28 protein-coding genes are annotated in these 21,061 nt (G+C 56.3%); 1 reads left to right on the forward strand and 27 read right to left on the reverse strand.

The window, feature by feature from the left end; all coding sequences use genetic code 11:
• Nucleotides 1-190: 190 nt before the first annotated feature.
• From aroC to SH661x_RS21340, 8 genes are all read right to left on the reverse strand, one after another.
• Complete coding sequence (gene aroC, locus SH661x_RS21305) at nucleotides 191-1,321, reverse strand: chorismate synthase (protein WP_437225834.1); 1,131 nt, start codon at nucleotides 1,319-1,321, stop codon at nucleotides 191-193.
• Between the two features lie 278 nt (nucleotides 1,322-1,599).
• Complete coding sequence (locus tag SH661x_RS21310; protein WP_437225836.1) at nucleotides 1,600-3,183, reverse strand: Gfo/Idh/MocA family protein; 1,584 nt, start codon at nucleotides 3,181-3,183, stop codon at nucleotides 1,600-1,602.
• Between the two features lie 336 nt (nucleotides 3,184-3,519).
• The gene (locus SH661x_RS21315) at nucleotides 3,520-3,915 is read right to left on the reverse strand and encodes a YraN family protein (RefSeq protein ID WP_437225838.1); all 396 of its coding nucleotides are present in this window, start codon (nucleotides 3,913-3,915) and stop codon (nucleotides 3,520-3,522) included.
• A 75-nt stretch (nucleotides 3,916-3,990) separates the two neighbouring features.
• Nucleotides 3,991-4,368 (reverse strand): 50S ribosomal protein L19, encoded by a 378-nt coding sequence (rplS, locus tag SH661x_RS21320; RefSeq protein WP_437225840.1) that lies wholly within the window; start codon nucleotides 4,366-4,368, stop codon nucleotides 3,991-3,993.
• A 102-nt stretch (nucleotides 4,369-4,470) separates the two neighbouring features.
• A complete protein-coding gene (trmD, locus tag SH661x_RS21325; protein WP_437225842.1) occupies nucleotides 4,471-5,184 on the reverse strand; it encodes a tRNA (guanosine(37)-N1)-methyltransferase TrmD in 714 nt (237 codons plus the stop codon).
• A gap of 78 nt (nucleotides 5,185-5,262) precedes the next feature.
• Nucleotides 5,263-5,544, reverse strand: coding sequence for a 30S ribosomal protein S16 (gene rpsP, locus SH661x_RS21330; RefSeq protein ID WP_437225844.1), 282 nt, complete (start codon nucleotides 5,542-5,544; stop codon nucleotides 5,263-5,265).
• 216 nt (nucleotides 5,545-5,760) lie between these two features.
• Nucleotides 5,761-7,248: a signal recognition particle protein gene (ffh, locus tag SH661x_RS21335; protein WP_437225846.1), complete on the reverse strand. Its 1,488-nt coding sequence runs from the start codon at nucleotides 7,246-7,248 to the stop codon at nucleotides 5,761-5,763.
• Nucleotides 7,249-7,641: 393 nt separating this feature from the next.
• Nucleotides 7,642-8,982 (reverse strand): hypothetical protein, encoded by a 1,341-nt coding sequence (locus tag SH661x_RS21340; protein ID WP_437225848.1) that lies wholly within the window; start codon nucleotides 8,980-8,982, stop codon nucleotides 7,642-7,644.
• A 263-nt stretch (nucleotides 8,983-9,245) separates the two neighbouring features.
• Here SH661x_RS21340 and SH661x_RS21345 point away from each other — a divergent pair, with 263 nt between their 5' ends.
• Nucleotides 9,246-10,061: a rhomboid family intramembrane serine protease gene (locus SH661x_RS21345; protein ID WP_437225850.1), complete on the forward strand. Its 816-nt coding sequence runs from the start codon at nucleotides 9,246-9,248 to the stop codon at nucleotides 10,059-10,061.
• 32 nt (nucleotides 10,062-10,093) lie between these two features.
• On the opposite strand, the gene map is transcribed toward SH661x_RS21345, so the two are convergent.
• The 19 genes from map to rplW form a co-directional block, all read right to left on the reverse strand.
• Entirely contained in the window at nucleotides 10,094-10,882 is a 789-nt protein-coding gene (map, locus tag SH661x_RS21350; protein WP_437225851.1) for a type I methionyl aminopeptidase, read from the reverse strand.
• A 141-nt stretch (nucleotides 10,883-11,023) separates the two neighbouring features.
• Nucleotides 11,024-12,397, reverse strand: a complete 1,374-nt coding sequence (secY, locus tag SH661x_RS21355) for a preprotein translocase subunit SecY (RefSeq protein ID WP_437225853.1) — start codon at nucleotides 12,395-12,397, stop codon at nucleotides 11,024-11,026.
• Nucleotides 12,398-12,496: 99 nt separating this feature from the next.
• A complete protein-coding gene (gene rplO, locus SH661x_RS21360; RefSeq protein ID WP_437225854.1) occupies nucleotides 12,497-12,946 on the reverse strand; it encodes a 50S ribosomal protein L15 in 450 nt (149 codons plus the stop codon).
• 88 nt (nucleotides 12,947-13,034) lie between these two features.
• A complete protein-coding gene (gene rpsE, locus SH661x_RS21365) occupies nucleotides 13,035-13,526 on the reverse strand; it encodes a 30S ribosomal protein S5 (RefSeq protein ID WP_437225856.1) in 492 nt (163 codons plus the stop codon).
• A gap of 109 nt (nucleotides 13,527-13,635) precedes the next feature.
• Complete coding sequence (rplR, locus tag SH661x_RS21370; protein WP_437225858.1) at nucleotides 13,636-14,001, reverse strand: 50S ribosomal protein L18; 366 nt, start codon at nucleotides 13,999-14,001, stop codon at nucleotides 13,636-13,638.
• A 117-nt stretch (nucleotides 14,002-14,118) separates the two neighbouring features.
• Nucleotides 14,119-14,664, reverse strand: coding sequence for a 50S ribosomal protein L6 (gene rplF / locus SH661x_RS21375; protein WP_437225860.1), 546 nt, complete (start codon nucleotides 14,662-14,664; stop codon nucleotides 14,119-14,121).
• Nucleotides 14,665-14,747: 83 nt separating this feature from the next.
• Nucleotides 14,748-15,143 carry a 30S ribosomal protein S8 gene (gene rpsH / locus SH661x_RS21380; protein ID WP_437225862.1) on the reverse strand — a complete coding sequence of 132 codons (396 nt, stop codon included), beginning with the start codon at nucleotides 15,141-15,143 and terminating at the stop codon, nucleotides 14,748-14,750.
• Between the two features lie 155 nt (nucleotides 15,144-15,298).
• On the reverse strand, nucleotides 15,299-15,484 hold the full coding sequence (locus SH661x_RS21385; RefSeq protein ID WP_437225864.1) for a type Z 30S ribosomal protein S14: 186 nt from the start codon (nucleotides 15,482-15,484) through the stop codon (nucleotides 15,299-15,301).
• Between the two features lie 109 nt (nucleotides 15,485-15,593).
• Nucleotides 15,594-16,148, reverse strand: coding sequence for a 50S ribosomal protein L5 (gene rplE, locus SH661x_RS21390; protein WP_437225866.1), 555 nt, complete (start codon nucleotides 16,146-16,148; stop codon nucleotides 15,594-15,596).
• Between the two features lie 79 nt (nucleotides 16,149-16,227).
• The gene (rplX, locus tag SH661x_RS21395; RefSeq protein ID WP_437225868.1) at nucleotides 16,228-16,584 is read right to left on the reverse strand and encodes a 50S ribosomal protein L24; all 357 of its coding nucleotides are present in this window, start codon (nucleotides 16,582-16,584) and stop codon (nucleotides 16,228-16,230) included.
• A 2-nt stretch (nucleotides 16,585-16,586) separates the two neighbouring features.
• Complete coding sequence (gene rplN / locus SH661x_RS21400; RefSeq protein ID WP_437225870.1) at nucleotides 16,587-16,961, reverse strand: 50S ribosomal protein L14; 375 nt, start codon at nucleotides 16,959-16,961, stop codon at nucleotides 16,587-16,589.
• 101 nt (nucleotides 16,962-17,062) lie between these two features.
• Nucleotides 17,063-17,386: a 30S ribosomal protein S17 gene (gene rpsQ, locus SH661x_RS21405; protein ID WP_437225872.1), complete on the reverse strand. Its 324-nt coding sequence runs from the start codon at nucleotides 17,384-17,386 to the stop codon at nucleotides 17,063-17,065.
• 91 nt (nucleotides 17,387-17,477) lie between these two features.
• Entirely contained in the window at nucleotides 17,478-17,681 is a 204-nt protein-coding gene (gene rpmC, locus SH661x_RS21410; RefSeq protein ID WP_437225874.1) for a 50S ribosomal protein L29, read from the reverse strand.
• A gap of 112 nt (nucleotides 17,682-17,793) precedes the next feature.
• Entirely contained in the window at nucleotides 17,794-18,216 is a 423-nt protein-coding gene (rplP, locus tag SH661x_RS21415; RefSeq protein ID WP_437225876.1) for a 50S ribosomal protein L16, read from the reverse strand.
• Nucleotides 18,155-18,856: a 30S ribosomal protein S3 gene (gene rpsC, locus SH661x_RS21420; RefSeq protein ID WP_437225878.1), complete on the reverse strand. Its 702-nt coding sequence runs from the start codon at nucleotides 18,854-18,856 to the stop codon at nucleotides 18,155-18,157. The genes rplP and rpsC overlap by 62 nt, the downstream gene beginning before the upstream one ends.
• Nucleotides 18,857-18,903: 47 nt before the next feature.
• Nucleotides 18,904-19,248, reverse strand: a complete 345-nt coding sequence (gene rplV / locus SH661x_RS21425) for a 50S ribosomal protein L22 (RefSeq protein ID WP_437225880.1) — start codon at nucleotides 19,246-19,248, stop codon at nucleotides 18,904-18,906.
• A 74-nt stretch (nucleotides 19,249-19,322) separates the two neighbouring features.
• Complete coding sequence (gene rpsS / locus SH661x_RS21430; protein WP_437225882.1) at nucleotides 19,323-19,592, reverse strand: 30S ribosomal protein S19; 270 nt, start codon at nucleotides 19,590-19,592, stop codon at nucleotides 19,323-19,325.
• Nucleotides 19,593-19,683: 91 nt separating this feature from the next.
• Nucleotides 19,684-20,556: a 50S ribosomal protein L2 gene (gene rplB, locus SH661x_RS21435; protein ID WP_437225884.1), complete on the reverse strand. Its 873-nt coding sequence runs from the start codon at nucleotides 20,554-20,556 to the stop codon at nucleotides 19,684-19,686.
• Between the two features lie 128 nt (nucleotides 20,557-20,684).
• On the reverse strand, nucleotides 20,685-21,008 hold the full coding sequence (rplW, locus tag SH661x_RS21440) for a 50S ribosomal protein L23 (protein ID WP_437225886.1): 324 nt from the start codon (nucleotides 21,006-21,008) through the stop codon (nucleotides 20,685-20,687).
• Nucleotides 21,009-21,061 lie beyond the last annotated feature (53 nt).

Here is a 21,061-nt window from a genome sequence, read left to right on the forward strand (position 1 = left end):
CTCGCACTCGGAGAGTGCGAGGTACAGTACGCTGCACTCTCCGAGTGCAGCTAGACCAGTTTGGTCTAGCATGTGCAGGCGATTCAGGATTTTCACCGCATGAAAGTCCATATTATCGCCTGCGGAACGTAATAGATTATTGGCAAAACCGCTCTGAAAAAATCTCCCGGCGAAATAAAATCATCACCGACTAACCATGAGCTGCCCCGTGCTGCCCCTTCCAGCGCAACCAGTGATCCGCAATCACGATGGCAACCATCGCCTCCGCCATCGGGATGAATCGCGGAAGCAGACAGGGATCGTGCCTCCCCTTGGTCCTGATCGTCGCGGCATTCCCTTCTCGATCAACTGTTTCCTGTGGAATCGGCAGGCTGCTGGTCGGTTTGACAGCTGCACGCAAGACGATCGGCATGCCGGTGGAAATCCCGCCCAGCATCCCGCCATGACGGTTCGTCCGGGTGCTGATCTTTGAAGATCCATCCGCTTCTTTTTGACTCGTGAAGAGATCATTGTGCTCGCTGCCACGCATCGTCACGCAGCCGAAGCCGATCCCATATTCGACCCCCAGCACCGCCGGCAGGCTGAACAATGCTTTGGCGAGATCAGCCTTGATCTTGTCGAAGACCGGTTCACCCAGCCCGGCAGGAACGCCCGTCGCGACAATCTCAGCGGCGCCGCCAATCGAATCCCCAGACAGTCGACACTCATCAATGAGTTCGATCATCTTCGCGGCAGCTGCCAGATCCGGACAGCGAACAATATTCGGCTCACCGCTGGGAAGAGTTTCCACCTGCTGCAGCGTCACAGAAGCTGGATCTGCGATCTCCGCTCGAATCGACCCGACCTGCGTCACATACCCGATGACGCTCCCGCCAAAGACCTGAGCGATCAACTTCTTCGCGACAACTCCCGCAGCCACGCGGACGGTTGTTTCCCGGGCACTGGACCTGCCCCCGCCACGATAATCCCGGAAGCCGTACTTGGCATCGAAGCTGTAGTCCGCATGTCCGGGGCGATAAAGATCTTTGATGTCGCCGTAATCTTTGCTCCGCTGATCCTGATTGCGAATTAGAATGGCGAGGCTAGTGCCCGTGGTACGACCTTCGAAGACTCCCGAGAGGATCTCCGGTTCGTCATCCTCTTTCCGCTGGGTGACGATCTTGCTCTGACCCGGTTTTCGCCGCTGCAGATCGACCTGCAGGTCTTCTACGGAAAGAGGGATTCCGGAAGGAACGCCATCGATAATGACGACGTTCCCCGGGCCATGGCTCTCGCCGGCGGTGGTGATACGAAATGCCTGTCCAAATGAGTTGCCTGCCATGGCGTGATTGTAGGAGGTTAAGTTGGAAGGGGACAGGGGACAGGGGATTGGGGATTGGGGATTGGAAAACGCTATCCCGTTTTGCCGACTCTCGACTCTCGACTCTCGACTCTCGACTCTCGACTCTCGACTCTCGACACTCGACTCTCGACACTCAACGCAAAGCGCTCAACGCAAAGCGCTCAACGCAAAGCGCTCAACGCAAAGCGCTCAACGCAAAGCGCTCAACGCAAAGCGGGACGACACATTGTCGTCCCGCTTTCATTGATCCAATTCTTTCAACCAATCACTTCCGGGTCGGTTTCCGGGGCAGCGTCGCTGTCGGGGTCGAACCATTCGGGCTTGAAGACGATTCGCTTGCGGTGAGCCATTGCCAGATTGGCGGTCATGGCCATCACAGCGTCAGCCATCGCCACGATTCCGTTACAACGCAGCCCGCCTTCTTTGGGCGGAAGCGGCTGCCCGTTCGGCCAGTAGTCGGGACCGTGATGCCGGATCGCGTAACAGAAATGCTCCATCTCTTCCCGGTATCCGCGGGAGACGTTGGTCGCCCAGTCCGTTCCGCTTCCACCTTTTCCAGATCCAGAAGTCGTTTCGTAGGCTTCCAGAACAGGGCCGCCGCCAGCTGCACTTCCGGAGACAATCCACAGCCGCTGATCAGGACCGCCGCCAGTGCTGCCGCGACCTTCTTCCTTCCAGAGCATCGCCTCTTTTTCAGTCTTCATGAAGAGGGTGCCGCGGCTGCCGTAAACCAGCTCTCCATACGGCTCGAACTTGTTCGTGCTGATCGAAGAGTAAGTCACGATGCAGAGATCACGGTCATTCTGCTCGTAATGCTTCCCGGGGAACTCGAACGTGACGAAGATGGCGTCATCGATTTCACGGTCGTCGTTCCACTTGTCCTTCGGCCCGACTCCTTCAATACCGTAGAAGTTCTTGCCACCGTGTCCCATAACCGCAACGGGATGCACTTTGCCCAGGAAGATGCTGCAGGCATCCATCTGGTGGCTTCCCAGTTCCGCCATGATTCCGCCGCCGGTCTCGTTGTAGAGCCGCCAGTTCACGAGCTTGTTGATGTCGCCGAAACCGTACTCATCCAGCTTCACATCTTTTAAATCGGCAGCATCTTCTTTGGGAATGCTCTTCTGCCAGGCGTCGCCGGCCGGGAAGCTGTTGTTGCGGTGCCACTGGGCGCGGATGTATTTGATGTCACCCAGAGCGCCGCTTTGCACGAGGCTGTTGGCGTTGTGATAGAGAACGCTGTAGTGCCGCTGATGTCCGACCGCCAGGAGGAGATTCTTTTCCTTGGCCTTGCGGATCATCTCCTTGCACTTGGTGATGGTCCGGGCCATCAGCTTTTCTGTCAGCACGTGCAGGCCGGCGTCCATGCAGTCCATGGCGATTGGAGCATGCGTCACCAGCGGGGTCGCGATGATGACCGCTTCCAGCTTCAGCTCTTTGGCATGTTCCAGCAGCTCTTTGTGGCTGCTGTAGCGTTTGATCTTGCCAGCCTCTTCAACGCCCAGCTTCTTGATCAGGCCAGTCCGATTCTCGTTCCCGTCCCCGACGAACGCGCGTTCCCGGTTGGTCGGGCGCAGGTCCGCGATGGCGACAATCTCCATGTATTCCTGCGGGTGTTCGGTCAGGAGGATGTTGCCTTCATCTCCGGTGCCGATGAAGGCAACACGAACACGATCCGCCGCCAGCTCCTTGTAGCCGAAATAAGCCGCTCCGACTCCCAGCGTTCCAGCTGCTGCGGCCTTCATCAGGTCGCGTCGGGTGATGTCACTTGAGGAAATTCCATCCACGGCTCGCGTGAAGTTTTCCTTCCCGATCCCTTCCTGCTCTGGTGTTAACGGCATTGCAAATTCCTCAGTGCGAATTCTGTATACGGAATGTTCGTGGTTTCAGTCGCCAGCAAGCATGATTCGAGACGAACACATTGAATGGTTGCCGGAAGATCTGTCGACCGGCAACGAAAACATCGATCGCTGAAAACTTTCTTCATTGTGACTTGCACAGCGTGCATTTTGAAGCGGAAACGAGGTCGAGATTCCGGGAAGATCGCCCTTCTTCACGGAAAGTCAGCTGCGGGTCGCGGGGAGTCGCCGAATCGACCACAGCCCCTCCGAAACTGGTTGTGTACAAGCAGCTTGCAGAAAATCTGAACGTGAGCGATCGTCAGATCTCCGACAGCTTCACGAGTACATCTGGCCCCGTCCGACGGCTTCAAAGGCATTTTTGAAGTGCTCAATCACGGGCGGTGCACCAGCCTGCCAGGTAATGGCCACAACGTCGAAACGACCCCGCCGATCGAGAAGCTGGCGCCGCTTCAGCCAGGCAAGGGCAGCTCGCGTCATCTGCTTCTGTTTGGCGGGTCCGACCGCTTCGGCAGGATGCCCTGCGACATGCGAAGATCGTGTCTTCACTTCAACAAAGACAATGGTCTCGGCGTCGAGGGCGATTAAATCGATTTCCCCCAGCGGGCTGCGAACCTGCCGCCCAAGAATGCGGTACCCCTGGCGACGCAAATAGCGGGCAGCGGCCCGTTCGCCACGGTCTCCGAACAGTTTGCGGAGCCAGCCGACTTTCATGATTTCATTCAACCTGAAATCACATAAAAAATCAGCCGCTCATTGTCAGGTGAGCGGCTAATTGAGAATCTCGAATCACGAAGTGGTTTCGGCTTCGCCGGCCCGAGCCCGACGTTCGGTGAGGCGGGTTGCCTTTCCGACGCGATCGCGCAGGTAGAACAGCTTGGCGCGACGAACCTTCGCATGACGCTTGGTCACAACTTCTGCCACCTTGGGAGAGTTGACCGGGAACGTTCGCTCCACCCCTTCACCGGCCACGATGCGGCGAACGGTGAACATTTCGGCCATGCCGCGTCCGCGACGGGCAATCACCACGCCGGAGAAAATCTGAATTCGCTCTTTGTCACCTTCCAGAATCCGGGTGTGGACTTCCACAGTATCCCCGACTTCGAAGTTGAGCGGCTTTTCACGCAGGCTGGATTGCTCAGCGATATCAAGCAGTTTATGACGCATGGTCGTTTTCCAAATTGTTTCGAGAGGTGCCAGTGGATGGGGCACATCGATGATGTTAAGTCGTCATGAAATCTGCAGTGCAGAAAGTCCATCCTGACGACGTCAGCTTTCCGGAGTTCCGGAAGAGCCGCCGAGTAAATCATCCCGCCGCTGGCGGGTCCGTTCTAAACTTTGTTGTTCCCGCCAGGCGGCGATTGCTCCATGATTCCCACTGAGCAGGACATCCGGAACCGCCATTCCCCGGTATTCCCGAGGTCGGGTGTACTGGGGATATTCCAGTCGACCCGATGACGAAAATGAATCGTATTTGGCGCTCGTCTCATCTCCCAGCACGCCGGGGATCAGCCGCATCACCGCATCGATTACCAACATCGCAGGCACCTCACCCCCGTTACAGATGAAATCTCCTATTGAGATTTCCAGGGGGGCAAGTCCCTGAATGATCCGGTCATCGAATCCTTCATATCGGCCGCACAGTAACACAAGTCGCTGCTGCGTGGCCAGTTCTTCAATCAACGGCTGATCCAGCTTTCGTCCCTGCGGAGTCAGCATGATCAGTCGTCCCGGCGGAGTCGCCCGGGCCTGCACATCCGCCACGCAGTCGAATATCGGCTCGCAGCGGAGAAGCATTCCGGGTCCCCCTCCATACGGAGGTTCGTCCACGGTCTTATGCCGGTCTGTCGCCCAGTCCCGGAAGTTCCAGAGCTGAATGTCGATCAGGCCGGCATCAATCGCCCGCTTCAGCAGGCTCTGCCCCAGATACCCGTCAAAAATCCCGGGAAACAAGGTCAGCACGTCGAAGCGGAAAGGAGCCATTTGTCATTTGTCACTGAGGATTTGTCATTTGTCATTTTTGAAATGGGCAAATGACTCAGACAACTGACTTGATCCGAACTACTCCGCTGCAGCCTCTTCGGCAGGGGCTTCTTCCGCTGCGGGAGCAGCTTTGACCTGCGGGGCCTGCATCGGGGGAGGCGCCTTGATATCGCCCCAGTCATTTTCCTTGACCTTGCGAATCAGGGTGGCGACGCGTTCGCTGGGCTGTGCTCCGACAGACATCCAGTATTCGACGCGATCCATCTTCAGCGTGACTCGCTTGGACTTGTCGCGAACCATCGGATCGTACGTGCCGATTTCTTCGATGGCCTGGCCGTCCCGGGCTTTGCGCTGATCCATAATGCAAATCCGGTAAAAGGGCCGATGCGTCCGTCCCAGTCTCTTCATACGAATTCGAACCGCCACTGCACTCTCCTTCAGGTTTCCACGCAACCGGCTCTCTGTCGGCCGATTTTTCATCGCGTTCAGCGTACGAAAACGATCCGTACGCCGACTAAGTGATGTTTTTCGTCAAGAACGACGCTCCGAGCGATTTGGTCGACTCGAAGCTTCCGGTTATCTACGTTTATTCTTCTTCCGCTGGTCCTTCGCCTGTTTCCGCTGCTGCTTCTTTTTGTCGCGGAGGATGTCTTTATCGACGGGACCGCGTTTGCTTCTCTGCTTTTCCCGGTGTAATTCCGCACCGGGGCCCATCATATCGGCCTGAAGTTCCCGGACTTTCTTCATCCGGTCTCCCATGCCCAGACCCGCCATCTGCTGCATCATCCCGGACATTCCTTTGAACTGCTTGAGCAGATCATGGACTTCCGCAGGGTCTGTACCGCTCCCTTTCGCGATGCGATTTCGGCGCGAACGGTCGATTTTGTCAGGATTTCGCCTTTCGTCAAGCGTCATCGACTGAATCATCGACCGGACACGCCCAAGGTCCTTGTCCGGATCCATCCCATCCATCGCGTCCAGCGCCTGCGACAGGTGCCCCATCCCCGGAATCATCTTCAGCAGGGATTTCATCGATCCCATCCGCTGAATCTGGGCCATCGCCGTCAGGAAATCGTCGAGGCTGAACTTCCCTTCCAGCATTTTCTTCTGCTGGGCTTCCATCTCCTTCTCGTCGAGCACCCGTTGTGCCGTCTCGAGAAGTGTGGCCACATCCCCCTGTCCGAGAATGCGTTGCGCCATTCGATCGGGATGGAACGGCTCAATCCTGTCTGTCTGTTCACCAGTTCCGATAAACTTGATCGGAACTCCCGTCACCGCTTTGACGGAGAGGGCGGCTCCCCCGCGTGAGTCCCCGTCGAGCTTGGTAAGAATGACGCCGTCCAGCTCGAGCGCCTCGTTAAACGCCTTGGCACTGTTGACCGCGTCCTGCCCGGTCATGGCATCACAGACCAGCAGGGCCTGATCCGGAGCCAGCTTGTTGTCGATCTCGATGAGTTCCTTCATCAGGGAATCATCGACATGCAGTCGTCCGGCGGTATCGAGGATGAGGACGCTGCACTCGTGTGCGCGGGCCTGTTTTTTCGCATTCAGGCAGACTCGAACCGGCGTGCTGCTGCCGGCTTCTTCCCAGTAAACGGGAACGCCGATCTGCTCACCAAGCACTCGCAACTGCTCAATAGCCGCTGGTCGCTGCAAGTCGGCAGCAACCAGCATTGGCTTAATTCCCTGCTCTTTGAGCATCTTGGCAAGCTTGCCGCAGGTGGTGGTCTTTCCAGCCCCCTGCAATCCGCACATCATGATGACGGTCAGTTCACCCCGGCGAACCGCCAGGGAATGGTCGACCGGCCCCATCAGGTTGACGAGTTCCTGATAGACGATCCCGACAATCTGTTCAGCGGGGCGGAGAGACTTGAGAACCCGTTCCCCGACCGCCTGTTCCGTCACCCGCTGGGTGAACGCCTTGGCAACGTCATAATTGACGTCAGCCTCCAGGAGTGCCTGGCGGACCTTCGTCATCCCTTCGCGAATGTTCGATTCGGACAACTTGCCACGGGCAATGTTCCCGATGGCATCGCTCAGATTCCGCGTAATCGATTCAAACATAACTGTTTCTCAACACCGTAGGGTCCGCTGTGCGGACCATGTCCCGATTGGCTTCTGCAGACCAGTTTCGAACTGGTGACCCGAATTGCGGCCCGCATCGCGGACCCGACTAACCTCATCTCGCGGTCCGCACAGCGGACCTACCGGCCACCTCCCGGCCGAAACGATGGTGAGAGCAGAAGTATAGCAGATGTGCAGCGAGTTGAGAGTCGAGCACGCCGGGCAAATTTGTAGGGTCCGCTGTGCGGACCAGATTCAGGGTACCATCCCGAAGACAGCCTGACTTCCTCACTTTTTAAATCGCGGACCGAACCTCAGCCCCAGAGTCGTCAGTCGCATCGAAAAACACAGGGACTTCAATGGCGAGCCGGAGGTCAGTGCCTCCGGATTCCCTTAGTGAGTCGTGTCGGTACCCGAAGAAATTTCCCTCGCAAGCTGTTCGAGCAACTTCACCACTTGATCTCCGGATTCGTCAATCTGTCCTGGCATTTCGATACTTCCGGATTCGATGATTCCGGCGAGCTCCGGAAGGGTCATGAGCTGATCCCATCCTTCATCGCTGAGCTGAAACAACCCATCAGGGCTTCTTTTCAGGTGCTCGTAGCTGACCGGCAACTTGACGGAGATCGAGCCCACCTTGCGGTAATCCAGCTCGTTCGATTCTCTGGACTTTGAAGTCAACAGCTGTACCTGGCCAAAGCGATCAACGACGAACTGAGTTCCGGGTTGATTCCACCCCTGATCCAGACTGAGTTCTGAAAGCGTGAGCGTCCTCTCACCGACCCTGAGAACAATATGATTGTTTTCATCCAGCGTGAACCGGCCCATGCGTGTGAGAAATCTCTCACCGTCCTGATCGACAACTTCAAAGAACCCCGCCCCTTTAATTGCCAGATCTAAAGGAAACCCTGTTACGACATGGCGAAAATTCTGAAAATCATTGACAGCCACGACCTCTAATTCTTCAAGACTGTCGCCGACCAGACACGGAAATTGCGGGGTGTATCCCGGTGTATTCTGGAGAAGTCGATTGAGCCGAACCAACTGTTCTGCCGACTTCAATAACCTTGCAGCTTTCTCACCCAACTGCTTGTTGAGGGCATTTTGAGGAGGAGCAACATGAGCAGATGAAGGGACGCTCTCCGGCTGAAGGCTCAATCCCAGCCCCCCCGGAGCACCCGGAATCGGCCCCCCGAACATCACCCACATGCGGAGAATCCCAGGGACATCGGACTTGTTCACGTCCTTCAACGCTTCATACCAGACCTGTCGCTTCTCTTCCGGCAGGTGGCTCAGCTCGATATCGATGATCCCTCGGATCGTCTCCTGATCCTGCAGGCTGTTCTTCGTGAGCGGCACCGCCTCACCGACTTTCAACGGCTCGGGTTCATTCTCTGCCAGGGGGGAAAGAACGGGAAGCAGCGGGTCCGTGGGTGGGTGGCGGATTTCCGAGGCTGTCTCGACTGCGAGAGCGTTCTGAAAGGGATGCAGGTCCGGCAGTGGCTCCGTCAACTCCTCCGTGTCTGCTTCGAAGTACGGACTGGGGTCGGACGACTGGGCGATAAACTGATCTTCGAGCACATCAAGAGGAGCCCCGTGCACCTTCAAGGGGAACGTAGCAGAAACCCGGACATCAGGCTGCTGTGATCGTGCCAGCGTGAAATGGCTCAAGAGCAGTCCGGTCCCCACCCCCAGCACCAGGCCGGAAATGAAGAGTCCGCGTTGAGAATTCATGACGGCCTCCCTGCAGCCATTCAATCCATCGAACCGATTCGCAATCCCCAGTCGGGGGTCCCACGCCAGCTTTCATCGCCCGACCGCGTGCGTGAGACAGGCTCAGCCTGCAAAGAACCGTATGGAAAACAGCGATTCGAGGCAAGATGAGTCGAAAGTCGGCCGGCAACCGGAGATTCAATATTGAGTGTCAACAACGCTTCTTTAAGATGGCAGCAGTTTCGTCCTGGGGCTGACTACCTCATCCTGCCCGGAAAAGCGCCATGTTCCCGCTCCGCGACAATGTGCCGACACACATCACCCCGTTCGTGAATTATGCCATCATCGTGGCATGCATTTTGGTCTTTGCAGCACAACTGCAGGAGAAACCCGGCGAACCTTCGCTGGTCGAACGGTATGGGCTCATCCCTGCACGGGTTCTTCACCCGGATGCCAAAGTGGAAATCACGGTCGAAGCCCGGCAGGTTCAGACCCTCGACGGGCCGAAGCTGGAATTGACGAAACGCCCAGCGGCGCCCGCTGCCGTCCCGCAATGGATGACCTTTTTAACCTGCGTGTTTCTGCACGGCAGCGTCATGCACATCGCCGGGAACATGTGGTTCCTGTTCATCTTCGGCGACAATATCGAGGATCGATTTGGCCACGTCGGTTACGCCCTCTTCTATCTGTTCTGCGGGGCGGCCGCGAGTCTGGTCCATTATGTCAGCAACACCCACTCCGCTCTCCCGACAATCGGAGCCAGTGGAGCCATCGCCGGGGTGATGGGGGCGTACTTCGTCTGGTATTCACATTCCCAGGTGCAGGCGCTGATTCCACTGGGTGTCTTTACTCAGATCATCAATGTTCCAGCCCCGATTTTCCTGGGAATCTGGTTCCTGCTGCAGCTCTTCTCCACGATCGGCTTCGCGGGGGGAACGGAATCGACAGGCGTCGCCTGGTGGGCACACATCGGGGGTTTTGCTGTCGGAGCCATCCTGGCGCTCATTCTCGGCAAGGCACCCTTGCTCAGCCCGAAGGTGAACGACCGTTTTTCCGGTCCGCAACGTGCCGGGATCTTTTCCGTCCCCAGAATGCGGTGAAGCGAGAAAGTTGCTGAATTCCCGGCCCCCAATCAACTGAGATCGAGCGGCTCGCCCACCCCTTCGGTCAGAAGTACTGGCCCATCTGCAGTCACCGCTACCGTATGTTCATAGTGAACGCTGCGCTGACCATCTGCTGTCACGGCCGTCCAGTGGTCTTTCAGAATTCGAACGCCGGGTGAACCGGCATTGATCATCGGTTCAATCGCCAGTACGAGGCCCGGCTGAATCAGAAAGTCCTCATCCTTCTTGTTGCGGATCAGATAATTCGGCACCTGCGGAGGTTCGTGCATCTCGCGGCCGATCCCATGTCCGACGAACTGTTCGACCGCGGAAAAGCCCGCTGCTCGGGTCACCTTCACCATCTCGCGGGCGATTTCGGACCACCGCTTTCGGGTCTTCAACCCGATGATCGCGGTACGCAGCACTTCCCGCCCGGTCTCCATCAACTTCCGACTCTGCGGATCAATTTCACCGACCGCATACGTCCAGGCCGAGTCGCCGCACCAACCATTGACCCGGCAACCAGTATCGACACTGACGATGTCCCCCTCGACCAGAACCCGATCTCCGGGAATGCCGTGCACAATCTGTTCATTGACACTGATGCAGGTGACCGCCGGGAACGGGACTTTGCCCGGAAAGTTCTTGAAGAGAGGATGAGCATTGTTCTCGACGAACAGACGCTCGATCGCTGCGTCGATGTCTCCGGTCCTAACCCCTGGAGCAACCATCTCCCTGGCAATCTGGTGAGCTGCGGCCACGAGCTGCCCAGCTTCTCGCATCAGTCCGATCTCTCGTTTGCTTTTTAATGTGATCATGAAAAATCTCGACTGTGCAGCTCAAACAAGACTCAGCGTCAACACACACGCCCATGGTGTCGGACGCTTCGAAAAACCCATCCTGACAACAAAACAGCCCGGACATGCCGGGCTGTGACTTCCAGTTTCGAGAGTGCGACTTCAGACGTTCTCTGAATCCAGCATCCCCGGCTTGTTTCGCATCACCAGATGGCTGTCGATCTTCTGAACCAGATCCAGTGCCACGGAAACGACGATCAACAGACCTGTTCCTCCGTAGAAGCTGGCGACCATCGGGGAGATGTCCATCCCCGCTGAAATGATCGTCGGGATAATCGCGATGAGAGCCAGGAATCCCGCCCCCACATACGTGATCCGGACCATCACCTGATCCAGGTACTTCTCCGTGTGGCTACCGGGACGATAACCCGGAACGAAGCTGCCATAATCCTTCAGGTTCTCAGCCATGTCCTTCGGATTGAAGGTAATGCTCGTCCAGAAGTAGCAGAAGAAGTAGATCAGCGCGACATACAGCAGATTATAGATCAACCCGCGGCCACCGCCTCCGAACGCACCTTCCAGCATGACGAAGATGGCATTATTCGGAAACGCCTGCCGCAGCCAGGAGAAGATGAACATCGGAAACATCAGCAAGCTGGATGCGAAGATGATCGGCATCACCCCTGCCTGATTCACACGCAGCGGAAGGAACTGAGTCTGTCCGCCAAGGACTCGACGTCCTCGAACGTGCTTGGCACTCTGAATCTGGATCCGACGCTGCGCCTGAGTGATTGCAATCACCCCGAGCACCACGGCAATGAAGAGAATCGCCAATGGAAGCAACTTGTCGATCCCGGCTTCGGTTCCCAGACCAATACCGTCCTTAAACGCGGGTCGAAGAAGCTCCATGCCTGCACCAGGCATCTGAGCCAGAATGCCCGCCATAATCAGCAGCGAAATCCCGTTCCCCACGCCGTATTCGTCAATCTGTTCACCAATCCACATGAGCAGAAGCGTGCCTGCCGTCATCGTAATCGTGGCGACTGAGTAGTAGAACCAGGCGTTATAGGGCTGGTTGTAATCCTCGAGAATCAGATTCTGGCCGAGGTTCCCCCCGCCCAGCATTTTGATCCAGAAGAAGCTTTGCCCCAGACAAATCAGAACGGTGGCGTACCGGGTATATTCGTTGATCTTCTTCCGGCCCGATTCACCTTCCTTCTGCAGCTGCTCAAGAGGGGGATAAACCTGCCCCATGAGCTGGAAGATAATCGAAGCGGAAATGTAGGGCATGATCCCCAGACCGAAGATGGTCGCATTTCCCAGCTGGGACGCGGACAGCAAGGCAACAGCCTGCATCACCTGCCCGATCCCTTGTTGCTGTTGCAGCTTCTTGAACGTATCGAGGTACTGAGCCTGATCGATAAACGGAAGCGGGATTGAGAATCCCATGCGATACACGGCCAGCAAGACCAGTGTAATGATGATCTTTTGTCGCAGTTCCGGGATTGCAAAAATTGTTCTGAGCCGAGACAGCATCGAACGTCCTTAATCGTACGCCGCCAGAGTTCTCATCCGGACTCTGATTGAATCCGGTTGGACATTTGGGGGGATTCTATCGAGCCTGTCTGAACCGCACTACGGCAAAAGTTCGACTTTACCGCCTGCCGCCTGAATCTTCTCCGCAGCAGACTTCGAGAAACGCTGAGCCTTGACGGTCAGCTTCTTCGTCAGTTCGCCATCGCCGAGGATCTTGATCAGGTCGTGCTTGCCCTTTGCCAGGCCGCGAACGCCCAGGGTTTCCGGTGAAACTTCTTCTCCATTGGAAAAGTGTTCTTCCAGAGTCGACAGGTTGATCGCCAGCACGCAGTCGGCGAATGCAGCGTTGTTGAATCCGCGCTTCGCGACTCGTCGGAACAGGGGCATCTGCCCGCCGGAGAAGCCTGTGCGAGACTTATAACCACGACGGCTGCCGGCACCTTTATGTCCGCGTCCCGAAGTTTTGCCATGGCCTGAACCGACACCGCGTCCGATGCGTTTCCGCTTCTTACGCTTTTGAATGCCACGATGGACGTCGTCAATGATCATGAGAAGATCGATAATGTTGAAAGTTTGAATTCCAGACGCAAACAATCTGTCTGGGGCAAGTCGAGTCAGCTGCCAGGCAGCCGCTCAATTAGATCTCCACGCCACGCAGGCGAGCGACATCATCCCGAGTTCGCAACCGGGTCAGAGCGTCAAAAGTCGCCTTGACCAGGTTCACCGGGTTGGACGAACCACGGCTCTTGGAAAGAATGTCTTTGATTCCGACCAGTTCCACAACCGAGCGAACAGTCGCACCGGCGATAATCCCGGTACCAGGAGCCGCGGGAATCAGAACGACGCGAGAAGCACCGAACCGACCTTCGACCTGGTGGGGAATCGTCGTGTTCTGTCGCGACACGGACGTCAGCTGACGATTGGCCTGCTTGGTGGCCTTTTCCACAGCGATAGGAACTTCCGATCCCTTGGCATAGCCGTATCCGACGCGACCGTTCTCGTCTCCAACGACGACGAGGGCCGCGAAACTGAATCGGCGTCCGCCCTTCACGACGCAGGCACAACGCCTGATCTGAACGACACGCTCCGGGTTCTTGGAACCTTGTCCGCTTTGTCCGCTCTCTGCCACTTCGGCCACTCCTCAGACGGAAACTGACTCGCGAGAACCGTTCTTGATCACCAGATCAGACATTCCCGACGAGGCCATACCGGCGTCCCGCCCGCTTGTTAAATCTCGATTAAAAGTTCAAACCAGCTTCGCGGGCTGCGTCCGCGAGTGCTGCGATACGACCGTGGTAACTATTGGACCCACGGTCAAATGCCACGTCTTTGATTCCAGCTGCCAGTGCACGCTCAGCGACGATCTTACCGACCTTCTTAGCGGCTTCGACGTTCCCATGTGGCTTGCCGACACCGCCCAGATCTTTCTCATTGGTGCTGGCGGAAACCAGCGTACGACCGGCTTCGTCGTCAATGATCTGAGCCGAAATATGGCGGTTGCTCCGGAACACGCTCAAACGGAGCCGACCGCTGGCACGGACTCGGTTGCGAACGTGGTGGCTGCGTCGCCATCGCTGTTTCGCAATTCGCTCTTGAACCTTCATGACAATTCCGCCTGTCTCAAATCACCACAATGAACTCTTGAACCGACACAGCATAGCAACTGCGACCGCAGTGCGCCAGTCTTGCAGGACATTCTTCACAACGCCTGCATTTTTGAATCAGCTGCCGAATGCCTTTCCGGCCTTCCGACGAACGACTTCACCAACATATCGGATCCCTTTGCCTTTGTAAGGCTCGGGCGGCCGAACGCGACGGATATTCGCCGCAAACTGGCCCACGTCGTGCTTATCCGCACCCTTGACAATAATCTGAGTCGGGGCGGGAACTTCGCAAATGACCCCTTCAGGAAGAGCCAGCTTGATGATGTTCGCATAGCCGACCTGCAGCGACAGAGTCTTGCCCTGCAACGTTGCCTGGTAACCGACCCCTTGAATTTCCAGCCGCTTTTCAAACAGCGTCTGAACACCTTGAACCATGTTGGCAATCAGAGCCCGAGTCAAACCATGCAGTGCACGATTCTGCCGCTGATCGTCCGGGCGGGCGACGCTGATCGTCCGGCTGCCGCCGTCCCAGGTCACTTCCATATTCGGATGGTAGACCTGAGTCAGTTCGCCGTTCTTGCCCTTCACCTTGATCGTGCCGTCGTTAATGGAAATATCCACACCGGCAGCGACAGGGATCGGCTTTTTACCAATTCTCGACATGATTCCACTCGCCTCGTTCGCCTCGCTGCAACCATCAGTAGCTGCAGGAACTCAAATGTAATTCAGTGACCCAGCTACCGCGACTACCAGACTTCACAGAGAATTTCGCCGCCGACATGCTTGGCTTTGGCTTCACGGCTGCTCAACATCCCCTGATTGGTCGACAGGATACAAATTCCCATCCCTTGCAGCACTTCCGGGAGCTTCCGGGATTCGGCGTACACTCGACGTCCTGGCTTGCTGACGCGGGAAATCTTCTGAATGACCCGCTCCCCGGTGGGGCTGTACTTCAGATTGATTCGCAGCGTCTTTGCCGGTTCTGTTTCCAGGACTTCGTAATCCCAGATGTACCCTTCCCGCTGCAGCACGTCGGCGATGCCGGTCTTCACGTTGGAGTGCGGCATGTCCACATGCGGACGCTCGATCAGGAGAGCATTCCGAATTCTTGTGAGCATGTCAGCAATCGGGTCTGTCATCATGGTCGTCGAATCCTCAGGTTTCCAGTCTCTTCTTCGAGCTGGCGAACCGCCTTACCTTGTCTTTGAATCTTTGTTGGCCCGACGATTTGTCGACACCCAATGTGCAACCGACATCTTTCGGGCAGGACGCTCCGATCTCTCGGAGCCCACTCAATTTACCAGCTGGCTTTCTTTGCACCTGGAACCAGACCATTCAGGCACAGGTTCCGGAAGCAGATACGGCAAATCTTGAACTTTTGATACACGGCACGAGGGCGACCACACAGCGAACATCGACGCACGAGCCGGCTGCTGAACTTCGGCTTCCGATTCGACTTGGCAATTTGTGCTTTGCTGGCCATTTCAGTTCCTGCGTCGCGGTTCGTGCGACATCTCTTTCAAAGTGTAAGTTATCTGCCTGACCGACGACTGGTTCGCTGCCTGAATCCGAGCGGCGGTCAAATTTGAAGACTAGTTCTTGGATTTGGTCTCACGGAACGGCATGCCGAAGGCCTTGAGCAACTGACGACCTTCGTCATCTGTTCTGGCCGACGTCACGATGGCGATGTTCATCCCCTGGATGTTCTTCACCTTATCCGCATTGATCTCCGGGAACACCACCTGCTCGCTCAGACCGAGGCTGTAGTTCCCCCGTCCGTCGAAGGCATTTGGGTTAATACCGCGGAAGTCGCGAACACGTGGCAACACCAGCGTGATCAGTCGATCGAGGAATTCGTACATCTGCTTCTTACGCAGAGTGACGCAACCACCGATTCGCATCCCTTCACGCAGCTTGAAATTCGCCACGGACTTGCGAGCGACGCGAACCGAAGGCTTCTGGCCGGTAATCTGAGCCAGATTCTCCAGCGCCTCATCCAGGATCTTCTGGTCCTGAATTGCCTTGCCGACCCCCATGCTCACCACAATCTTTTCGATGTGAGGGAGGCTGTGAGGGTTCGTTCGTCCGAGCTCTTTCGCAAGCTTCGGAACGATTTCAGTACGGTATTTTTCGATTAACCGGGCCATTGTATTACTCAGTTCAACTCAATCTGACTTCGTCACTCGCCGTCTTTGTGCCGCATTCTGGCAGGTCACCGGATGAAAATCACGCCTGCTTGGCGTGCCGCGGGCGAGCCGGGCTTGTCTGGCTGATCGTTTTCTCGCACTTTCGGCAGAACCGCTCTTTCGCACCGTCGTCCTGATAACGCAGACCGATCTTGACGCCCTGAGCGCAGGAACTGCAGTAGTACATGACATTGGAGCTGTTGATCGGCTTTTCCATCCGCAGACGTCCCCCCTGGGGGCTCTTCGGATGACCGCGCTTCACATGCTTGTAGACCAAGTTCACGCCGTCGACGAGAACTTTTGATCCGCCGTCCAGAACAGCCTGTACCAGCCGAGGGGTGTTCCCTTTGTCATCGCCGGATACAACGACGACCATATCGCCACGTTTGATTTTCATAATCACACCACCTCTGCAGCGAGGCTGATAATCTTCATAAATCGACGGTCGCGCAGTTCACGGGCCACAGCACCGAAAATACGTGTTCCGCGGGGATTCCCATCGTTGTCCACGAGCACGATTGCGTTTGTGTCGAAACGGACATAGCTGCCGTCTTCACGGCGAGTCCCCTTCCGGACACGAACCACGACTCCACGTGCCACTCTTCCTGACTTGAATGCGTCCGGAGCTCCAGCGATCGACTTCTGAATACTGACGACGATCACATCACCGAGCCCAGCGGCGCGTCGCTTGGTTCCGCCAAGCACTCGAATGCAGCGGGCCGATTTCGCACCGGTGTTATCCGCGACATCCAACATTGTTTGCATCTGAATCATGACGACTCTGTCCTTGTTGCCCTGGCGGCCAGTTCAACTCAATTCATCGCCGGATCAACCGGCTTTTCCGATGCCCGAAACGGACAAGACCAACCACAAGCTTACCGTGTGCCTTCCGGGACTTCGCTTTCAGCTCCGGCCTTGGCAGCGGCGATTGACTCTCGAGTCAGCTGGCTTTCCACGTCGCCGACGGCCGAAACGACCCGGACCAGTTCCCAGCGTTTCGTCGCTGAGCGGGGACGGGATTCGACGATCTCGACCGAATCGCCGACTTTGGACTCATTTTTTTCATCATGCACGTAGCAGATGGTCCGACCGCGGACAATCTTCTTGTACTTCGCGTGCTGATAGACCCGGCCGACATCCACGCGACGCGTCTTGTCGTTGCGGTCGCTGACTACAGTTCCAATTAACGTTCGTCGCATCTCGTCGGTACCTGGCAAATCTTGACTGATGAATCTTGTGTCTTCTAAATCGCTTCTCAACCGACCACCGATCTCTCGATAGTCAACCACACTACTGTCCGGACACCGGCTGACGTTCGTGAAGAATCGTCTTCATGCGTGCGATTGATCGCCGCAGTTTACGCAGGTTGCTGGGAGCATCGAGCTTCTCGGTTGAAGCCTGCAGCCGCAACCGGAACAGTTCCTGCTGAGTCTGTGACAACTCGGCAGTCAGCTGCTCTTCACTCATCTCTCGCAATTCTTTGGCTTTGGACATTGTCTTGCTTCACTTGTTGCGGCTGATGTCTCTTGTGTTGCCCGGCACCAAACTTGATGTCTCACCGGGCTCTTTGAAGTGGTGCGAATGGCGTCCACTTGCAAGTGCTGAACTAGGTCCCCGGAACTCGCTCGACCAGACGCACTTTCACCGGCAGCTTATGAGCCACGCGGTTAAAGCAGTCACGGGCTGCCTCTTTGTTTGCTCCCGCAATTTCAAAGAGAACAGTTCCAGGCTTGATCACAGCGACCCAATGATCTGGTTCGCCTTTTCCCTTACCCATTCGAGTTTCCAACGGTCGAGCCGTCACGGGCTTGTCCGGGAAAATACGAATATACAGTTTTCCGCCGGAACCGCGAATGTACTGGGACGCGGCGATACGGCAGGCTTCGATTGTGGTCGCTTTGACATGCCCTGGCTGCAGAGATTGCAGACCGAACTCGCCGAACACAACTGTGTTCCCGCGGGTGGCATTACCTTTTATGCGACCTCTTTGGTTTTTTCGATGCTTGACCCGTTTCGGCATAAGAGCCATCGGTATTCTCCTCGTCCGCGTAATCGCCTAAATCAACCCAAACCTTGACACCAATGACACCCTGCGCTGTCTGGGCGACAGCAAATCCGTAATCGACTCGACGTTGAAGGGTCGAGAGGGGGATCGATCCGCGGCTCGCCTTTTCACATCTTGACATTTCCGCCCCGCCCAATCGGCCGGACAGCTGAACTTTCACCCCATTGACTCCGGCTTCCATCACCTGGTCCAGAGTCCGCTTGATCGCCCGGCGGAAACTTCCGCGTTTGATCAGCTGCTGTGCAATGTCCTCTGCAATCAACTGAGCCCGTTTAAACGGATTGTTGATCTCGATGATCTTGACTTCCATCCGGCGGCCGAACTCGTCTTCGAGCCGGGCCTTCAGGCGGTCAATTTCCTGACCCTTACGGCCGATGATGATCCCGGGCCGAGCGGAGTGCATGAACACCACGACCTGATCGCGGGTCCGCTCAATCTCGACCTTGTCAATCGCAGCCGACTTGTATTCCGTGTTGATGAACTTGCGGATCTTCTGATCTTCGACCAGCAGGTCGCCAAATTCCTTCTTTGTAGCGTACCAGCGACTTCGCCAGTCTTCTGTCACGCCAATCCGGAAACCAAGCGGATGTGTCTTCTGTCCCATTTTTTATGTACTCTCGTCCCTAGACTCTCGTCCCCAGACCAAATCCACTATTCCACTTCCGGAGCATCAATCGCCACATGAATGTGAGCAAACCGACGACGAATCATGAACGACTGGCCGCGAGACTGCGGGCTCAGACGCTTGAACATCGGACCACCGTCGACCTGACAATCCACGATCGGCAGGTTATCCACATTCCGAGCTCCACGGTCTTCAGCGTTAGCCGCTGCACTCCGCAGAACCTTCTCGAGGAATCGCGCACCACGATTGGGGACGTATTTGAGGGCGTTCAAGCCTTCCTGAACCGTCATCCCTCGAATCAGGTCTGCAAACGGACGCACCTTGGTCGCTGCAATTCTTGCGAACCGATGTGTGGCCTTGACTTGTGACATGTTTCTGCTCGCTTCATCTGGCGTCGGTTATCTTCCCAGACATCGGGAAGGACCGCAAATCGTTTCGACGTTGACTATCGATTTCCCTTGGCACCGTGACCCCGGAAGGTCCGGGTCGGGGCGAATTCACCCAGTTTGTGGCCCACCATATCCTCGGTGACATAAACCTGGACATGCACTTTGCCGTTGTGCACCATGAACGTGTGACCGATGAATTCCGGGGAGATCGTGGAACGACGCGCCCAGGTTTTGATCTGCTGCTTCGCCCCGGAAGAATCCAGCCGAGAAATTTTCTTCAGCAGATTCTCATCGACGTAGGGGCCTTTTTTCAGCGACCGACCCATGACTGACCTTCCTCACAAACCGAATAATTAATTTCAGGAAACTGTTGTGTTCACCCAAACGAGGAGGACAACCCTCCACCGATTGAGATCATTAAACCTTTTTCAGACCATTGCGACGCGAACGACGGCGACGAATGATGGCCTTCGAAGAGGCTTTCCGTCGCTTACGGGTGTTTCCACCTTTCGCCAGACGCCCGGTCGGGCTACACGGATGACGTCCACCCGCTGTTCGTCCTTCTCCACCACCCATCGGGTGAGCGACTGGGTTCATCGCTGTTCCGCGGACGTGAGGACGTTTCCCCTTCCAACGGTTACGACCAGCCTTACCGATATTGATCTTAATATGCTCAGAGTTGCCGATCGTTCCGATCGTCGCTCGGCAGAGTGCCGGCAGACGACGAACTTCACCCGAGGGCAGCGTAATCTGAGCCCACCCCTTGTCGGTGGCATTCATCACTGCAGCTCCACCGGCACTTCGAACCAGCTGTCCGCCGCCGCCTGGCTGCATTTCGATGTTGTGAATGTTGGTTCCGGGTGGAATGTTGGCCAGCGGGAGGCAGTTGCCGTTTTTCGGCTCGGCCGATGGTCCGTTCATGAGAACGTCGCCGGCCTTCATCCCTTCAGCAGCCAGAATGTAGCACTTGCTCAACTTCTGAGTCTGCGGACACTGGAATTCCAGCAAGGCAATACGAGACGACCGATTCGGATCGTATTCAATGTGCGTAACTTTGAACTCAACCCCGTCGATTCGACGCTTGAAGTCGATCATCCGGTACATCTTGCGATGACCACCGCCACGATGACGTGAGACGATCTTACCGTGGTGGTTTCGTCCGCCGTGCTTCTTCAGACGGATCGTCAGGCTCTTCTCGGGTTGCTTCTTACGATCCGTGATTTCTGCAAAATCACTGACCGACGCCCCGCGACGTCCTGGTGTGACCGGTTTGTAAAAACGAATCCCCATCGATTCATCCCGAAATTTTCAGTGCCTGCGAACCTGTCGACCTGTCTATCGGTCTTCGTGTGATGCAGGCGGTTTAACACACCCCCAAAGGGATGCGACTCCTAGTTCCAATCAAGTTCGACCACGACTTAGAAGAACGAAATACGATCTTCTTCGTGCAGCTGAACAATTGCCTTCTTCCAGTCGGTCGTGTGCCCCACCAGAACTCGGCTGCGACGCGGCTTTCCACGGCGGGTCTGCGTCCGGACGGACACAACCCGAACATTCCACAATGTCTGCACAGCATTGCGAATGTCACTTTTGTTAGCCTGCGGATGAACTTCAAACGCATAGGCATTCAGCTTCTCTGACTGATGCACCCCTTTTTCGGTCACGAGTGGCCGAAAAATCACCTGATGCGGCTCGAGCTGAAGGCCTGCCTGGACTGTTTCTTCGATTTGCGGTGCTGACACTGCCATTACTCCCGACGTTGCATCCCGTTTTGCTACCTGCTTCATTCATCAAC

It is taken from the genome of Planctomicrobium stercoris, from assembly GCF_051465655.1.
Lineage (GTDB): Bacteria > Planctomycetota > Planctomycetia > Planctomycetales > Planctomycetaceae > Planctomicrobium.

Coding starts and splice junctions, on each gene's coding strand:
- aroC (WP_437225834.1), bottom strand. CDS start 1,321: ATGGCAGGCAACTCATTTGGACAGGCATTTCGTATCACCACCGCCGGC.
- SH661x_RS21310 (WP_437225836.1), bottom strand. CDS start 3,183: ATGCCGTTAACACCAGAGCAGGAAGGGATCGGGAAGGAAAACTTCACG.
- SH661x_RS21315 (WP_437225838.1), bottom strand. CDS start 3,915: ATGAAAGTCGGCTGGCTCCGCAAACTGTTCGGAGACCGTGGCGAACGG.
- rplS (WP_437225840.1), bottom strand. CDS start 4,368: ATGCGTCATAAACTGCTTGATATCGCTGAGCAATCCAGCCTGCGTGAA.
- trmD (WP_437225842.1), bottom strand. CDS start 5,184: ATGGCTCCTTTCCGCTTCGACGTGCTGACCTTGTTTCCCGGGATTTTT.
- rpsP (WP_437225844.1), bottom strand. CDS start 5,544: ATGGATCAGCGCAAAGCCCGGGACGGCCAGGCCATCGAAGAAATCGGC.
- ffh (WP_437225846.1), bottom strand. CDS start 7,248: ATGTTTGAATCGATTACGCGGAATCTGAGCGATGCCATCGGGAACATT.
- SH661x_RS21340 (WP_437225848.1), bottom strand. CDS start 8,982: ATGAATTCTCAACGCGGACTCTTCATTTCCGGCCTGGTGCTGGGGGTG.
- SH661x_RS21345 (WP_437225850.1), top strand. CDS start 9,246: ATGTTCCCGCTCCGCGACAATGTGCCGACACACATCACCCCGTTCGTG.
- map (WP_437225851.1), bottom strand. CDS start 10,882: ATGATCACATTAAAAAGCAAACGAGAGATCGGACTGATGCGAGAAGCT.
- secY (WP_437225853.1), bottom strand. CDS start 12,397: ATGCTGTCTCGGCTCAGAACAATTTTTGCAATCCCGGAACTGCGACAA.
- rplO (WP_437225854.1), bottom strand. CDS start 12,946: ATGATCATTGACGACGTCCATCGTGGCATTCAAAAGCGTAAGAAGCGG.
- rplR (WP_437225858.1), bottom strand. CDS start 14,001: ATGAAGGTTCAAGAGCGAATTGCGAAACAGCGATGGCGACGCAGCCAC.
- rplF (WP_437225860.1), bottom strand. CDS start 14,664: ATGTCGAGAATTGGTAAAAAGCCGATCCCTGTCGCTGCCGGTGTGGAT.
- rpsH (WP_437225862.1), bottom strand. CDS start 15,143: ATGATGACAGACCCGATTGCTGACATGCTCACAAGAATTCGGAATGCT.
- SH661x_RS21385 (WP_437225864.1), bottom strand. CDS start 15,484: ATGGCCAGCAAAGCACAAATTGCCAAGTCGAATCGGAAGCCGAAGTTC.
- rplE (WP_437225866.1), bottom strand. CDS start 16,148: ATGGCCCGGTTAATCGAAAAATACCGTACTGAAATCGTTCCGAAGCTT.
- rplX (WP_437225868.1), bottom strand. CDS start 16,584: ATGAAAATCAAACGTGGCGATATGGTCGTCGTTGTATCCGGCGATGAC.
- rplN (WP_437225870.1), bottom strand. CDS start 16,961: ATGATTCAGATGCAAACAATGTTGGATGTCGCGGATAACACCGGTGCG.
- rpsQ (WP_437225872.1), bottom strand. CDS start 17,386: ATGCGACGAACGTTAATTGGAACTGTAGTCAGCGACCGCAACGACAAG.
- rpmC (WP_437225874.1), bottom strand. CDS start 17,681: ATGTCCAAAGCCAAAGAATTGCGAGAGATGAGTGAAGAGCAGCTGACT.
- rplP (WP_437225876.1), bottom strand. CDS start 18,216: ATGGCTCTTATGCCGAAACGGGTCAAGCATCGAAAAAACCAAAGAGGT.
- rpsC (WP_437225878.1), bottom strand. CDS start 18,856: ATGGGACAGAAGACACATCCGCTTGGTTTCCGGATTGGCGTGACAGAA.
- rplV (WP_437225880.1), bottom strand. CDS start 19,248: ATGTCACAAGTCAAGGCCACACATCGGTTCGCAAGAATTGCAGCGACC.
- rpsS (WP_437225882.1), bottom strand. CDS start 19,592: ATGGGTCGGTCGCTGAAAAAAGGCCCCTACGTCGATGAGAATCTGCTG.
- rplB (WP_437225884.1), bottom strand. CDS start 20,556: ATGGGGATTCGTTTTTACAAACCGGTCACACCAGGACGTCGCGGGGCG.